Origin of the sequence: Bradyrhizobium sp. (assembly GCF_030693485.1) — a bacterium.
GTDB lineage: Bacteria > Pseudomonadota > Alphaproteobacteria > Rhizobiales > Xanthobacteraceae > Bradyrhizobium.
In genome coordinates this window covers 1-15,349 of record NZ_JAUYAN010000156.1, presented here as the reverse complement: position 1 = coordinate 15,349, position 15,349 = coordinate 1, and the positions used below count along the sequence as shown (strand labels likewise).

10 protein-coding genes and 1 pseudogene are annotated in these 15,349 nt (G+C 67.1%); 6 read left to right on the top strand and 5 right to left on the bottom strand.

All coding sequences use genetic code 11. The annotated features are described in order from the left end of the window. A pseudogene (locus Q8N40_RS11615) lies at window positions 1-311 on the top strand (hypothetical protein); the annotation flags it as partial. A 137-nt stretch (window positions 312-448) separates the two neighbouring features. Here the strand turns inward: Q8N40_RS11615 and Q8N40_RS11610 are convergent. Beyond that, a complete protein-coding gene (locus Q8N40_RS11610; RefSeq protein ID WP_305711916.1) occupies window positions 449-3,979 on the bottom strand; it encodes an autotransporter domain-containing protein in 3,531 nt (1,176 codons plus the stop codon). A gap of 222 nt (window positions 3,980-4,201) precedes the next feature. Between Q8N40_RS11610 and Q8N40_RS11605 the strand changes: the two genes are divergently transcribed. Further along, a complete protein-coding gene (locus tag Q8N40_RS11605) occupies window positions 4,202-5,407 on the top strand; it encodes a TIGR03032 family protein (RefSeq protein ID WP_305711915.1) in 1,206 nt (401 codons plus the stop codon). A 60-nt stretch (window positions 5,408-5,467) separates the two neighbouring features. On the opposite strand, the gene Q8N40_RS11600 is transcribed toward Q8N40_RS11605, so the two are convergent. From Q8N40_RS11600 to Q8N40_RS11585, 4 genes are all read right to left on the bottom strand, one after another. After that, a complete protein-coding gene (locus Q8N40_RS11600; protein ID WP_305711914.1) occupies window positions 5,468-6,730 on the bottom strand; it encodes a CCA tRNA nucleotidyltransferase in 1,263 nt (420 codons plus the stop codon). A 153-nt stretch (window positions 6,731-6,883) separates the two neighbouring features. Further along, window positions 6,884-7,147 (bottom strand): DUF6111 family protein, encoded by a 264-nt coding sequence (locus Q8N40_RS11595; protein ID WP_305318712.1) that lies wholly within the window; start codon window positions 7,145-7,147, stop codon window positions 6,884-6,886. Continuing rightward, entirely contained in the window at window positions 7,144-7,803 is a 660-nt protein-coding gene (locus Q8N40_RS11590; protein WP_370870794.1) for a CoA pyrophosphatase, read from the bottom strand. Before Q8N40_RS11590 ends, Q8N40_RS11595 begins: the two co-directional genes overlap by 4 nt. Window positions 7,804-7,811: 8 nt before the next feature. Next, window positions 7,812-8,423 (bottom strand): DUF1285 domain-containing protein, encoded by a 612-nt coding sequence (locus Q8N40_RS11585; RefSeq protein ID WP_305318710.1) that lies wholly within the window; start codon window positions 8,421-8,423, stop codon window positions 7,812-7,814. Window positions 8,424-8,698: 275 nt separating this feature from the next. On the opposite strand from Q8N40_RS11585, the gene Q8N40_RS11580 reads away from it, so the two are divergent. The 4 genes from Q8N40_RS11580 to Q8N40_RS11565 form a co-directional block, all read left to right on the top strand. Beyond that, complete coding sequence (locus tag Q8N40_RS11580) at window positions 8,699-9,703, top strand: MoxR family ATPase (RefSeq protein WP_305711913.1); 1,005 nt, start codon at window positions 8,699-8,701, stop codon at window positions 9,701-9,703. Further along, window positions 9,703-10,647, top strand: coding sequence for a DUF58 domain-containing protein (locus Q8N40_RS11575; RefSeq protein ID WP_305711912.1), 945 nt, complete (start codon window positions 9,703-9,705; stop codon window positions 10,645-10,647). Before Q8N40_RS11580 ends, Q8N40_RS11575 begins: the two co-directional genes overlap by 1 nt. Further along, window positions 10,647-13,451: a DUF4159 domain-containing protein gene (locus Q8N40_RS11570; protein ID WP_305711917.1), complete on the top strand. Its 2,805-nt coding sequence runs from the start codon at window positions 10,647-10,649 to the stop codon at window positions 13,449-13,451. Before Q8N40_RS11575 ends, Q8N40_RS11570 begins: the two co-directional genes overlap by 1 nt. Window positions 13,452-13,460: 9 nt before the next feature. Next, on the top strand, window positions 13,461-15,349 hold a 1,889-nt coding region (locus Q8N40_RS11565; RefSeq protein WP_305711911.1), incomplete at its 3' end, for a hypothetical protein.

Here is a 15,349-nt window from a genome sequence, read left to right as displayed (position 1 = left end):
ATCCAGTTCACCCCTCGACGAGCAGAGTTCTGCAAACAATACGGGGGGTGATTGAAGACATTCCGCGGCATCGCTTGCACGCTCCTGAAACGGCGATGTGGGGCGAAGCGGGAATGCTTGCGGGCGAACTCTTTCGTCTCGGCGGCGCGCCGAAGGGTGCGGGTCGTGAGCGGATGTACCTCAACGAGGCGCTGATCTACCTTCAGGCGCGGAGTATCGGTGCCAGCGTTTTGACAGGGAATGTCGGCGACTTCGACTTCCTGAACCAACTTGTCCCGGGAGTTCCTGTCATTTTGTATCGGCGGGCGTGAGCGCCCAGTCACCTGCCCGGAATAGCCTCAAGAAATTCAAGTAGTGACGTAAGGTGGCTATCAGTCAAGTTGGCGTTAGCTGGGCGGCGGATTATGCCCTTCGCCGCCATTAGCGGACATGACCGGGCTCACCTGTTTCACCACGCGTATCTCACGCTGCCCCTGGCGGCGTAGCCGGCGATGGTGCGGGAGAACTCGCCGTCGAAACGGCCCGCCACCGTCCAGCCATTGTGCCATTTCATTTCGGCGCCGAGCGATGCCAGCGCGGCATCGGCCGAAGGCTGCGCGCCGTTCACGCTGAAGGTGGCGCCGGGGAGTGTCTGGAAGGTCGCAATAGCACTGCGGTCGGTGTTCCAGTCGTGCGCCCAGGCGGCCCTGGCCTTGAGGGTGAAGACGCCGCCCTGCACCGGCGTCGCCTTGTCGAATTTCGCACCGAACTCGCTGCGCGTCGCGGTGACGGACTTCGAGGCATAGTTCAGCGCGAAGGTGTTGCTGCCGGAGGCCGCGGTCTCGCCGTAAGACGGCAGATAGAACGTCGTGGTCTGCAATGCAGCATAGGGGGTGATGCCGACCACCGGCGCGGCATAACGCCAGCCGCCTTCGAGACGCGTCGCGAGCGCCTGCGCCTGGAACGAGGCGTGCAATCTATCGATGCCCGCGATCGTCACGGTACGGTCGGTGCTGGTGTCCTGCCAGGAATAACCGATCAGGCCGGCCACGTAGGCCGCGCCCATCGTATGCTTGGCATAAACCGCCGCGTTGAAGGCGTCGGCGCGTCCGCCGCCAAAACCGTTGGCGATATCGAAGCTCGAGCCGGCGCCGCCGAGCGCAAAACCTGCCTGGGTGTCCGGTGTGAAATGATAGCTCGCGCCGGCAACGGCACCGACGACGCGGTTGGTCGTGGTGTCGGTGCCCGCGGTGGTGTCGCCGTTGACGCGGCTGTTGCCGCCATAGGCCGAGGCCCACACGGCCCAGCGCTGCGCGAACGATGACAGACGCCGGTCGCGCGGCGTCACGGCGGCGTAGGCCTCTTTCGCCTCGCGCGAGAGCTTGCGCCTGGCCGCATATGCATTCGCGTTGTCGTCTTCCTGCGCGAAACCTGTCGCGCCACCCTGACCGGGACCGTCACCGAAGGCGCCGTCGAACACGCCATTGATGAACTGCCCTACCCCGGTAATGCCCGCCTGCGACGTTGACGCGCCCGGCTGGCCGGAAGCTTGCGACAAAGCGGGCGCCGACAGCGTCGCGAACGTCATCGGAATGCCGCCGTTGCTGTTGAAGGAATTGATCAGCGCGTTGGCGACATTGTTCTGGTTGCCGTTGAGGGTGCCGGACGCGGGCGTCGTGAAATTCAAGGCCAGATTGAGGTAGACGTGGGTGGCATCGTAGCTCAGCGTATCGTGAAAGTTCGCCGGCAAATTGGTGTTGGCGAGCGTGCCAAAGGTGCCGCTGATGCTGCCGGCCGTCAGGATCGTGTATTGCTTCGAGATGTAGCTGCCCGGCGCGAAGCTGGCGTTGACCGTTGCGCCGCCGAGGGTGGCTACGCCCGAAACATTGGCGAATGACGCCGTCGTCGGATTGACGTTGACCCGATAGGTCGACGCCGCGTTGAACCCGAGCGTGCCGTTGACCGTCATCGACGAGCCGGGCGTGCCGGAACCCGGCGCGAAGGCGCCGCCGGAAACCAAGGTATTGCCGACGGTGCCGGCGCCGCCGAGCGTGCCGCCAGCGTTCACGGTCATGGCTGTACTGGCGAGCGAGCCGTTCACCGCCAGCGTGCCGCCGCTGACGGCGAATGTGCCGATGCCGGCGTTGGTGCCGGTGAGCGTCCACGCGCCGCTGCCGGTCTTTTGGCCGGCCTCGAACGAAGAGAGCAGGGCGACATTGAAGCTGCCCGAACCCGTACCGCTCAGGCCCAGCGTGTCGGTGCCCGTGCCGCCGAGCACGTTGCCGTTGATGGCGGCGCCGGTCACCAGCTCGAGGCGGTTGGCGACGGCACTCGCGAAGCGGATGGCGCCGCCGGCGCCGCCGTTCACCGTCCCGGCCACCGTAACCGTCGCGGCCCCGGCCCCAATATGGATGCCTCGGTGACTGCCGGTCACCGTGCCGTTGACGGTAATAGTGAGCGCGCCCGTGCCATTGTTGCTCGAATAAATGCCTAATATGCCGCTCACCGTCGATCCCGCGGCAGTGGTCACGCTGACAGAGGTGCCGCTGGCATTGACGTTCCCCGCGACGATGCCGAACCCGGTGGTGCCGGTGACATCGCCATTGGCGGTGACGGTGAGCGCGCCCGTGCCGGAGTTGAGCGCATTAATGCCGTGGATGCCGCCGCGGACCGTGGTGCCGGCGGCGGTGGTCACGGTGACATCGGTGCCGTTGACGTTGTTGTTCCGCGCGTCGATGCCGAACCCGGCGGTGCCGGCGACATCGCCGTTGGCGGTGATGGTGAGCGCGCCCGTGCCGTAGTTGCGCGCATTAATGCCGTTGCTGCCGCCGCTGACCGTCGTGCCGGCGCCGGTGGTCACGCTGAGAGCGGTGCCGTTGACGTTCATGTTCCGCGCGTAGATGCCGTTACCAGTGGTGGCTGTGACATCGCCATTGACGGTGACGGTGAGCGCGCCCGTGCCGTAGTGGCCCGCAAATATGCCATTGAAGCCGCTGACTGTCGTGCCGGCGGCGGTGGTCAGGCTGAGAGTGGTGCTGTTGACGTTGAGGTTCTGCGTGAAGATGGCGGTCCCGGTGGCGCCGGTGGCAGTGACATTGCCGTTGGCGGTGACGGTCACCGCGCCCGTGCCGGAGTTGCGCGCGTGAATGCCGCTGGCGCCGCTGACCGTGGTGCCAGCGGCGGCGGTCACTATGACATTGGTGCCGTTGACATTGTTGTTCCGCGCGTCGATGCCAAGCCCGATGGTGCCGGTGACATCGCCGTTGGCGGTGATGGTGAGCGCGCCCGTGCCGTAGTTGCGCGAATCAATGCCGTAGTTGCCGCCGCCGACCGTCGACCCAACGCCGGTGGTCACGCTGATAGCGGAGCCGTTGACGGTGTTCCGCGCAAAGATGCCGTTACCGCTGGTGCCGCTAACATCGCCGTTGGCGGTAATGGTCACCGCGCCCGTGCCGTAGTTGCGCGCAAACATGCCTGCGGCGCCGCTGACCGTGGTGCCGGCGCCGGTGGTCACGCTGAGAGCGGTGCCGTAGTTCCGCGCGGCGATGCCGTAATCATAGGTGCCGTTGACATTGCCGTTGGCGGTGATGGTCACCGCGCCCGTGCCGTAGTTGCGCGCATTAATTCCGCGAGTGGTGCCGCTGAGCACGCCATTGGTGTTGATGGTGACGCTGCCGGGCGTGGCGGCAAAATCGGCATGGGAACGGAAATCAAGAGCCGTGCCCACCCCAGTAGCGAGCGGCGAGGCGTTGGTGTCGGTATAGGACAGGGCGCCGTTGCCGGTAATCGTGATCGCATTGAGGGCGGCGGTGTTGACGCTGAACCCGGCGACGGTGGAGACGCTGGCGTTGTTGGCGGTGATGGTCTGCGTGGCGGCATTGGCCCCCGAGCACTGGTAGGTCGAGCCGCCGGAGTTCACGCAAGCCGCGTAGGCGCGGCGGCCATAACCGGCGACCGCGGCCACCATCATGGTGCTCGACAGCAGGACCCGGCGACGCAACGCGCTCGGTACCATAACTCCCCATCCCCGGGCCGGCGGTCCTCAAGATGCCACTTCCCTTGCCCTCTCCTGCTATCATTAGGCAGGGCGGGGTACGGGCGGCAACCTGATGGCGAAGGCAGGGAAGAATTCCCCCGCGGACTGTTGCAGAAAACACACAGGCTTGCGTTCCCGGATGAGATTCAGCAAGCCAACCAGGCGGTAGCGCCAGAGGATCAATGGATGAGCGAGCGGGACCGGGAGTTGTCATCCGTGTTGGGCGACGAGGAAAGGCCGGCGCCAGCCGCCGCTCAGGCCAGCGCGGAGATCGCGCCGGCAGGGCAAGAGAGCCATGCAACCGAGCCGCCGTCGACGCCGGCCGAAGCGCGCGTCACCTATTCGATGTCGCCGGGCCTGCCCGGCTTCCTCGGCGCGCAGCGGATCGCACTCGCGGTCTCGTCCTATCAGTCCGGCAAGTTCTATTTGTTGGGGCAGAACGTCGATGGCGGGCTCTTGGTCGACGAGCGTTTCTTCCGCAAGGCGATGGGGATCTGCGTTCCCGACAAGGATACACTGTTGCTGGCGACGCTGTTCCAGATCGTGCGGTTCAAGAACGTGCTGAACCCGGGCGAGCAGATCAACAATGTGTTCGATGCCTGCTATGTGCCGCGTGAAACCTGGGTCACCGGCGAGATCGACGCGCATGACGTCGGCGTTCTCAGGGATGGGCGCGTCGTGTTCGTCAACACGCTCTACAATTGCCTCGCCACGCCGTCGGAGCGCCACAGCTTCACGCCGCTGTGGAAGCCGCCCTTCATCTCGGCGATCGTCAAGGAGGACCGCTGCCACCTCAACGGTCTCGCCATGGCGGATGGCGTGCCGCGCTACGTCACCGCCGTGAGCAGGTCCGACACCATCGACGGCTGGCGCGACCGGCGCGCCAGCGGCGGTGTCGTCGTCGACGTGCAATCGGGCGAGATCGTCATCGGCGGCCTGTCGATGCCGCATTCGCCGCGGATCTATCGCGACCGTCTCTGGCTGCTGAACTCGGGCACCGGCGAGCTCGGCTGGATCGAGCCGGGCGCTGGCCAAGCCGCGGCCAAATTCCACGTGCTGGCGTTCTGCCCCGGCTTCTTGCGCGGGCTCGCCTTTCACGGCAACCATGCCTTTATCGGGCTGTCGAAGCCGCGCTATCAGCGTTTTGAGGGACTGGCGCTCGATCAGAAGCTCGCGGACGCCGATTCGGAGCCCTGGTGCGGTGTGCAGGTGATCGATCTCGACAGCGGCGCCTGTGTGCACTGGTTCCGCCTCGACGGCGCGGTGAGCGAGCTTTACGACCTCGCGGTGGTGCCCGGCGCGATACGGCCGATGTCGCTCGGCTTCGGCAGCGACGAAATTCTCGGGCTGATCACGCACGATCCGCTCGCAGACGGCGCGCTGCCGAACTGAGCCGTGCGCCGCGCGTCGCATGCTGTGCAAGGGAAATATCGGCGAAGCCGGCGACGATGTTCAAAGCCTGTTGTCGCGGGTAAAGCGCGCGACCGCCTGGTCGGCGACGGCCTGCACCGCGGAATCTTCCAGCGGGAAATTCGCCGCCAGCCAGCCGTCTTCGGCCAGCGCCAGCACCTGCCCGAGCAGCGGGCCCTGGGCGATGCCGCGGGCGATGAAATCCGCCGCTTTCAGCGGGAATTTCGGCGCGCGCCAGCGCGCCGGCAGGGTGGCGAGTTCGCGCCATGGCAAGGGGTCGACGCCGCGCCCGGCCCGCGCCCATGCCAGCATCAGCCGGTCGCGGTAGCGGTCCTCGCCGAGCCGGTAGAGCCTGCGCCGCGCGATCGCTTCGTCCATGCCGGCAAGCCGCCACCAGCGATGGCCCATGGAATCCAGCGCCCTGGTTTCGGCATTGGTGAGACGCAGGCGCAGCGCGACGCGTTTCGCGTCCTCGGTGACGGCGACCGCGAGCGCGCCGAGCCGACGAGCCGGATCGGCCGCAAGACCCATCAGGCGCTCTGCCGCGATCATCGCGGCGAACGGGCCGGTGTAGACGACACCCCCGCAGATCGATTGCAGCAGCCCACCATCCGCCATCGCCTGCACCGCGACCGCCGCACCGTCCGCGACCATCAGCTTGAGCATTTCCATCCGCACGCGCTCGGCGGACAGCGTGGCGAGGCCGGCGCGGCCGCCGATGCAGGCGAGCGTGCCGGCGCGGTCGGGCTCGCCTGTGCCATAGGCGGCATGAATGCGGAAGAACCTGAGGATGCGCAGATAATCCTCGGCGATGCGCGCGTTGGGATCGCCGATGAAGCGCACGCGCCGTGCGGCAATATCGTCCCATCCGCCGACATGGTCGTGTACGAGACCGGCGGCGTCGACCGAGAGGCCGTTGATGGTGAAATCGCGCCGCTCGGCGTCGCGGACCCAGTCGCGGCCGAACGCGACCACAGCCTTGCGGCCGAACGTCTCGGTATCCTCGCGCAAGGTGGTGACTTCGAACGGATGCGAATCCACCACCAGCGTCACGGTGCCGTGGTCGATGCCGGTCGGCACGCTCTTGATGCCGGCGGCTTTGGCACGGCGGATCACCTCTGATGGCAGCGCGGTGGTCGCGATATCGATGTCGGCGACGGGGCGCTTCAACAGCGCGTTGCGGACCGCGCCGCCGACCACGCGCGCCTCCTCGCCGCCGCCGTTGAGCATTTCGAGCACGCGGGCGGTCGGACCGGATCTGAGCCAGGGCGCGTCTAGTGTTCTACTTCCGAAGTTTGCAGCCATGCGCGGCACCCTCGTATGCGAACTTCGGAAGTGGAACACTAGCAGAAAAGCTAATTGCAGTGCCGCTTATCGATTTGAAGTTCCTGAGGTGAAGGTGCGGCACCCGGTGCAGGAACTTCAAATCGGCGGCACTGCCCAGCACGCGCGCCTCGCTCATTTTTCGACTCCGGGAACGAGCCTGCCGTTCTCCAGATGCGCCGGCACATAGGTCGAATCCGGCGGCGCCCCGGAATAATGCGCCAGCAGGATGAAGCTGATGACGACCAGCACCAGCGCGCCGATCAACAGCCTGGCGACGACATGCAGCGGCCATGACGACCGCACCAGCAGTCCGGAGCGGGTGGCGACCAGAAACGCCGCATAGAGCGCGAACGGGATCAGGAAAATTCCGATTTCGGTCAGGACCGGACGGATCATCGCAAGACTATCCGTTCGTACAGCACGCGCAGAATGCCCGCGGTGGCGCCCCAGATGTAACGCTCGGCGAACGGCATGGCGTAATAGGAGCGCTCCATGCCGCGGAATTCCTTGCTGTGCAGCTGGTGGTTGGCCGGATCCATCAGGAAAGCCAGCGGCACCTCGAAGGCATCATCGACCTCGGACTGGTTGATGCGCAGCTTGAAGCCGGGCTTCACCCGCGCCACCGTCGGCATGATGCGAAATCCGAAACCGGTCGCGTACAGATCGAGATAGCCGAGCGGCTCGACGAACCGGCGATCGAGCCCGATCTCCTCCTCGGCCTCGCGCAGCGCGGCGTCGAGCGGCGAGGCGTCGGTCACGTCGATCTTGCCGCCAGGAAAGGCGATCTGGCCGGCGTGATCGTTGAGATGCGCGGCACGCTGGGTCAAGAGCACGGTCGGCTGCGGATGGTCCACCACCGGGATCAACACCGCGGCGGGCCGCACCGGCTGCTCGCGCGCGATGATCTCCAGCATGCGGTCGGTGCCGTGATCGCCGCTCTTGGGGATGATGTTGGGATCGACCAGGCCCTGCGGCACGTCGAAGCCCAGCCGCGCCCGGCTGCGATCGAAGAACTCCATGGAGCTGATCGCGGCCGGATCCGTCTTCAGCATCGGCTCGTTCAAAGCGCGTCCCTCACCTGCTGCGCATCGGCCATCGAAAAGAATTCGCCGCCGGATTCGATCCCGAACATCGTGATACCATCGACCACCCGCTCCTCGCCCATGTCAACCAGATCGTAGTAGAGCGCCCGCGTCACCTTCGCCCACAGATCGGCGCGGACGTGCAGATAGGGCGTCAGGCCGCCATCGGCGGCGGCCTCGAATCGCAGGCGGTGGGCGGCGTCGCAGGGCACCCAGTCGTCGACATTGGTGCGGAAGCGCAGCAGCCGGCCGCCGTCATCGGTTTCCCTGGTCATCTCGACGGCGAGAAACGGGGCATCGTCGACCCGGATGCCGACCTTCTCCACCGGGGTCACGAGAAAGTGCTTGCCGTCCTCGCGCTTCAGGATCGTCGAGAACAGCCGGACCAGCGCCGGCCGCCCGATCGGCGTGCCGAGGTAGAACCAGGTGCCGTCAGAAGCGATTCGCATGTCGAGATCGCCGCAGAATGGCGGGTTCCACAGATGAACCGGAGGCAGCCCCTTCGCGGCAGGGCTGGTTTTCGCAGCTTCGGTCGCCGCAGCGGTCAGCCCTTCGAGGCCCTGGGAGCTGGTCTGCCCTTGCTTCGCCATGGTTTGCCCTGACCCTGCCGCTCGATTTGGCACGATTGATGCACCTTTCGGTACATGTCCGGGACGAGAACCCGGAATAGACTACCGCGCAGGTCGCTACATCGTGATGCTGTTCATACCCCGAAACGCCGATAAGGTGGGGATAGTTTAATTCAACGAATACATGGCCTTCGCGTAGGATTAGCATGGGGTTGCCGGCATCATGGCGCAAGCGGCGCTGCGGGGCTGGATGATCCCGAGACCTGACCCAAAGATTTCGCCTTAAGGAGAACTGGATGGCCGGCGCAGACAATGTCGAAAAACTCGACGATGGGATCGTCCGCGCGGCCGAAGAGGTCGTCGGCCAAATTCGCACCGCGAAAAGTGCCATCTCCACCGTGATCTTCGGCCAGGACCGGGTGATCGAAAATACCCTGGTGACGATCCTGTCCGGGGGCCATGCGCTGCTGATCGGCGTGCCCGGCCTCGCCAAGACCAAGCTGGTGGAAACCCTGGGGATCACGCTCGGGCTCGATGCCAAGCGCATCCAGTTCACGCCGGATTTGATGCCCTCGGATATTCTCGGCGCCGAAGTGCTGGACGAGAGCGTTTCCGGCAAGCGCTCGTTCCGCTTCATCTCCGGACCGGTATTCGCACAATTGCTGATGGCCGACGAAATCAACCGCGCCAGCCCGCGCACCCAGTCCGCCCTGCTGCAGGCCATGCAGGAGCAGCACATCACGGTCGCCGGCGCGCGTCACGATCTGCCGAAACCGTTCCACGTGCTGGCGACGCAGAATCCGCTGGAGCAGGAAGGCACCTATCCGCTGCCGGAAGCGCAACTCGACCGCTTCCTGATGGAGATCGACGTCGATTATCCCGATCGCGACGCCGAGCGGCGCATCCTGTTCGAGACCACCGGCGCCGACCAAACCCTGGCCAAGGCGGCGATGAATTCGGAAATCCTGATCACGGCGCAGCGGCTGGTGCGCCGGCTGCCGGTCGGCGATTCCGTGGTCGAGGCGATCCTGTCGCTGGTGCGCTCGGCCCGTCCGGGCGACGAAGGCGGCGAAACCGGCAAGCTGATCGCCTGGGGACCGGGTCCCCGCGCCAGCCAGTCGCTGATGCTCGCGGTCCGCGCCCGCGCCTTGCTCGACGGCCGCCTCGCGCCCTCGATCGACGACGTGCTCGATCTGGCGGAACCGATTCTGAAGCACCGCATGGCACTCACCTTCTCCGCCCGCGCCGAAGGCCGCACCATCCCCGACGTCATCAGGCAATTGAAGACGCGGATCGGTTGATGGCCGCGGACACCGGGCACGCGCCGAGAGAGATTACAGCAATCCGGCGGGCCGACGGCGAAAGCCGGACGCTCGCCGCCTCGCTGCCCCGGCTCGTGCTCGAAGCCCGCCGCATCGCCGCCAACGTCATCCACGGCCTGCATGGACGGCGCCGCGCCGGCGCCGGCGAAAGCTTCTGGCAGTACCGCCGCTTCGTTTCCGGCGAGCCGTCGCAGAACGTCGACTGGCGGCGCTCGGCGCGCGACGATCATCTCTATGTCCGCGAGCAGGAATGGGAGGCCTCGCATACGGTGTGGCTGTGGCCGGACCGCTCGCCATCGATGGCGTTCGCCTCGAAGCAGGCGCGCGACAGCAAGCTGGAACGCGGGCTGATCGTCACCTTCGCGCTCGCCGAACTCCTGGTCGCGGGCGGCGAACGCGTCGGCATTCCCGGCCTGATGAACCCGACCGCGAGCCGCAGCGTGATCGACAAGATGGCGCAGGCGATGCTGCATGACGACGCGGCCCGGCTCAGCCTGCCGCCATCCTTCGTGCCGTCGGCGCTGGCCGAAATCGTGGTGCTGTCGGACTTCTGGTCGCCGCTAGAGGAGATCAGAACCATGCTGGCGGGCCTGTCGGCGTCCGGCGCGCACGGCACGCTGATCCAGGTGGTCGACCCCGCCGAGGAAACCTTCCCCTATTCCGGCCGCATCGAATTCGTCGAACCAGAGAACGGCACCGTCATCACCGCCGGCCGCGCCGAAAAATGGGCCGACGATTACGTCGCGCGCGTGGCGCTGCACCGCGCCGAAATTCGCGCCGAGACCAACAAGCTCGACTGGCTGTTCTCGACCCACACCACCAGCCGTTCGGCCGCCGAACTGCTGCTGTTCCTGCATTCGGGCATGATGGTGAGCAAGGGCAGCGCGCGCGGCGCCACCGTCAAGGTGGGGCGACGGGCATGATCGCCGGGCTCCCCCTCGCTTTCGCCCAACCCTTGCTGCTGCTGGGCCTGCTCAGCCTGCCGGTGCTGTGGTGGCTGTTGCGGGTGATGCCGCCGCGGCCGCGGCGCATCGAGTTTCCGCCGACGCGACTGCTGTTCGACATCGCGCCGAAGGAGGAAACCCCCTCGCGCACCCCATGGTGGCTGACGCTTCTGCGGCTCGCCGCCGCGGCGCTGGTGATCCTGGCGGCGGCCGGGCCGATCTGGAATCCGCAAGCCGGCCTCGCCGGCTCCAGCGCGCCGCTGGTGATCCTGCTCGACGACGGCTGGAGTGCGGCGGCGAGCTGGGACAGCAGGATCAAGGCAGCGGACGAACTGATCGCGAATGCCGACAACGACCGGCGCGGCGTGACGCTGGTGCCGCTGTCGGAGCCGGCGCGCGACATCACCCTGATGCCGGCGGGCACGGCGCGGGTGGCGCTGCGCCAGCTCACGCCCAAACCCTATTCGATCGAGCGGGTGGAAACCCTGCCGGCGCTGGAGCGTTTCCTCAAAGCAACCGGCGACGCCGAGATCGCCTGGCTGTCGGATGGCGTCGATACCGGGCGCGGGCCGGAGTTCATCGAAGCCCTCGGCAAGACCATTGGAGATCGCAGATTGACGCTCTATGAAGGCGGCACCGCACCCCCGCTCGCCTTGGTCGCGGCAGAAAATGCCGCGGCGAAGATGACGGTGAAGGTGCTGCGCACGGGCGGCGGCATCGCCGCGGGCGTGGTGCACGCGATCGACCTGAAGGGTTCGCCGATCGGCGAGGCCCGCTACAACTTTGTATCCGGGGATCGCGAGACCGAAGCCTCGTTCGATCTTCCGGTCGAACTGCGCAACGACATTTCCAGGCTCGAAATAGCCGGCGAGCGATCCGCCGGCGCGGTACAGCTGCTCGACAAGCGCTGGCGCCGCCGCGCCATCGGCATCGTCTCGGGATCGACCAGCGATACCGCGCAGCCGCTGCTGGCCTCGACATTCTATCTGACCCGCGCGCTGGCGCCGTTCGCCGACGTGCGGCTCGGCGATCGCGGCTCGCCGCAGCAGGCGATCACGCAATTTCTCGACCAGAAGCTGCCGATGATCGTGCTGGCGGATGTCGGCACGCTGTCGCCGGAAATTCGCGAGCGCATCGGCGCCTGGATCGAGCAAGGCGGCGTGCTGGTAAGGTTCGCCGGCCCGCGGCTGGCGCAGGCCGACGACGATCTGGTGCCGGTCAAGCTGCGCCGCGGCGGACGCAGCCTCGGCGGCAGCCTCACCTGGGAAAAGCCGCAGCGGCTGGCCTCGTTCGCAACCGATGGACCGTTCGCGGGCCTCGTGGTGCCGAAGGATATCACCGTCACCCGGCAGGTGCTCGCCGAACCCAACGCGGCGCTGTCGAAAAGGAGCTGGGCCTCGCTGGAGGATGGCACGCCGCTGGTCACCGGCGAGCATCGCGGCAAGGGCATGGTCAGCCTGTTTCACGTCAGCGCCGACATGCGCTGGTCCGACCTGCCGATGTCCGGCAGCTTCGTCGAGATGCTGCGGCGGATCGTCGATGTGTCCGGCTATACCTCGACGCCGGGCGCCGGCGTCGCCGGCGAAGCCGGCGCGGAGACGGTGGCGCCGCTGCGCACGCTCGACGGCTTCGGCGCGTTCGGACCGCCGCCCTCGACCGCGAAGCCGCTGCGCGCCGACTTCCGGGACCGCGCGACGCCGGATCATCCGCCCGGCTTCTATGGCGCCGCCGACGGCCCGCTCGCGGTCAACGCGCTGGCGGCGGCCGACCGCATCGCGCCGCTCGATACCGCTGCGCTGCGCGCGCAACGCGCCAGCTACACCAATGCCGAACCGCGCGACCTCCGGGGAATCCTGCTGGCCTCGTCGCTGGCGCTGTTCCTGATCGATGCCGTGATCGTCGCGCTGCTCGGCGCCGGCATCGCGGCGCTGTTGCGGCGGCGCGCGGTACCCGCCGCACTGGCATTCGCCCTGGCGCTGTCCGCGGTCGTCGCAACGCCGTGGTCTGCGCATGCCAACACCGACGAGTTCGCCATCAAGGCGGTATCGCAGACCCGGTTGGCCTATGTCGTCACCGGCAACGCCGACGTCGACTCCATCGTCAAGGCCGGCCTGTCCGGACTGACCCTGTTTCTGGCGCAACGCACCGCGCTGGAAGCCGGCGATCCCGTCGGCATCGATCCGGCGCGCGACGAGCTGGCGTTCTTCCCGCTGATCTACTGGCCGGTGTTGCCGGGCGCGGCGAAGCCGGCGCAGGATGCCATCAACCGCATCGATGCCTACATGAAGCAGGGCGGCACCGTGCTGTTCGACACCCGCGACGCCATCGAGGCGCCGCCGGGCGCCGACGGCGCATCGCAAACCCCGGGCATGCAGGCGCTGCGCGGCATTCTCTCCTCGCTCGACGTTCCCGAACTCGAGCCGGTGCCGCGCGAGCACGTGCTGACCAAGACCTTCTATCTGCTGCGCGATTTTCCCGGCCGCTTCACCTCGGGCCAGACATGGGTTGAAACCCTGCCGCGCGACGAGGACGACGAGGCGGCCTCGCGGCCGGCCCGCGGCGGCGACGGCGTCTCGCCGCTCATCATCACCTCGAACGATCTGGCCGGCGCCTGGGCACTCCGTCCCGATGGCCAGCCGATGCTGCCGCTGACACCGGGCGAACCGCGGCAGCGCGAATTCGCCTTCCGCGCCGGCGTCAACATCGTGATGTACACGCTGACCGGCAACTACAAGGCCGACCAGGTGCACGCGCCGGCGCTGATCGAACGGCTCGGGCAGTAGGGCCGCAACATGCAGTATGGCATCGCGTTTACACCGCTCGTCCCCTCGCTGGTGCTCTGGATCGCGCTCGTCGCCATCGCCGCGATCGCGGCGCTGCTGCTGCTCGCCCGCGCCCGCGGCGCTGCGGTGCGGGTCACCGCGCTGGCGCTGATCCTGCTGGCGCTGGCCAACCCGTCGTTCACCCGCGAGGACCGCGAACCGCTGACGTCGGTCGCCGCCGTCGTGATCGACAAGAGTCCGAGCCAGAATTTCGGCGAGCGCACCCGCGAAACCGAAACGGCGCGCGAGGCGCTGGTCGACAGCCTCAAGAAGATCAAGGGCGTCGAGGTTCGCGTCGTCGAGGCCGGACAGGCCGACGGCGAGACCGACGGCACCAAACTGTTCGGCGCGCTGTCGTCGGCGCTGTCGGACGTTCCGGTCGATCGCGTCGCCGGCGCCTTCCTGATCACCGACGGCCGGGTGCATGACATTCCCGCCAATGCCGCGGCGGTCGGATTCCAGGCCCCGGTGCATGCCCTGGTCACCGGGCGCAAGGACGAGCGCGACCGGCGCATCGCGATCGTGGCGGCCCCCCGCTTCGGCATCGTCGGACAGGCGCAGACCATCACCTACCGGCTCGACGACCAGGGCGTCAGCGGCGAGCGGGCCAGGATCGTGGTGCGCCGCGACGGCGAGGTGATCAACGAACGCACCGCGGCGAGCGGACAGACCATCAATATCGATGTCGGCATCAAGCATGCCGGGCCGAACATCGTCGAGATCGAGGCCTCGCCGCTGCCAAACGAGCTGACGCTGGTCAATAACCGCGCGGTGGTGGCGATCGACGGCGTGCGCGACAAATTGCGGGTGCTGCTGGTGTCCGGCGAGCCGCATTCCGGCGAACGCACCTGGCGCAATCTGCTGAAATCCGACGCCAGCGTCGACCTCGTGCATTTCACGATTCTGCGTCCGCCGGAGAAGCAGGACGGCACGCCGATCAACGAATTGTCGCTGATCGCGTTTCCGACTCGCGAATTGTTTCAGCAGAAGATCAACGAATTCCAGCTGATCATCTTCGACCGCTACGCCCGCCAGGGCGTGCTGCCGATCGCCTATTTCGACAATATCGCGCGCTATGTGCGCGGCGGCGGCGCGGTGCTGGTGTCGGCGGGGCCGGATTATGCGTCGAGCACCAGCATCTGGCGCACGCCGCTGGATTCGGTGCTGCCGGCCGAGCCGGTCGGGGTCACCGAGAAACCGTATTACGCGCATCTGAGCGACGCCGGCAAACGCCATCCGGTCACGCGAGGGCTGGAAGGCTCCGCCACCGAGCCGCCGCGCTGGAGCCGGTTTTTCCGCACCGTCGACACCCGCAACGCCATCACCCCGCCGGTGATGACCGGCGCCGACGGCAAGCCGCTGCTGCTGCTGTCGCGCTTCGGCGAAGGCCGCGTCGCCTTGCTGCTGTCCGACCACATCTGGCTGTGGGCGCGCGGCTATGAGGGGGGCGGGCCGCATCTCGATCTGCTGCGGCGGACCTCGCACTGGCTGATGAAGCAGCCTGACCTCGATGAGGAAGCGCTGCGGCTTCAGATCAGCGGCAAGGATCTGGTGGTGCTGCGCCAGACCATGGCCGACAGCGTCACGCCGGTCACCGTCACTTCGCCCTCGGGCACCGCGCGCGAGCTGACCCTAAGCAGCAGCGAACCCGGCACCTGGCGCTCGGCGATCCCCGCGAGCGAACTCGGCCTGTGGCAGGCCACCGACGGCACGCTGAAGGCGCTGATCAATGTCGGCCCGACCAACCCCAAGGAATTTTCCGAAGTCACCTCCACCACCGACCTGCTCAAGCCGCTGGCGCAGGCGACCGGCGGCGACGCACGGCGGCTGGTGGACGGCTCCAGCTTCGAGGTTCCGCG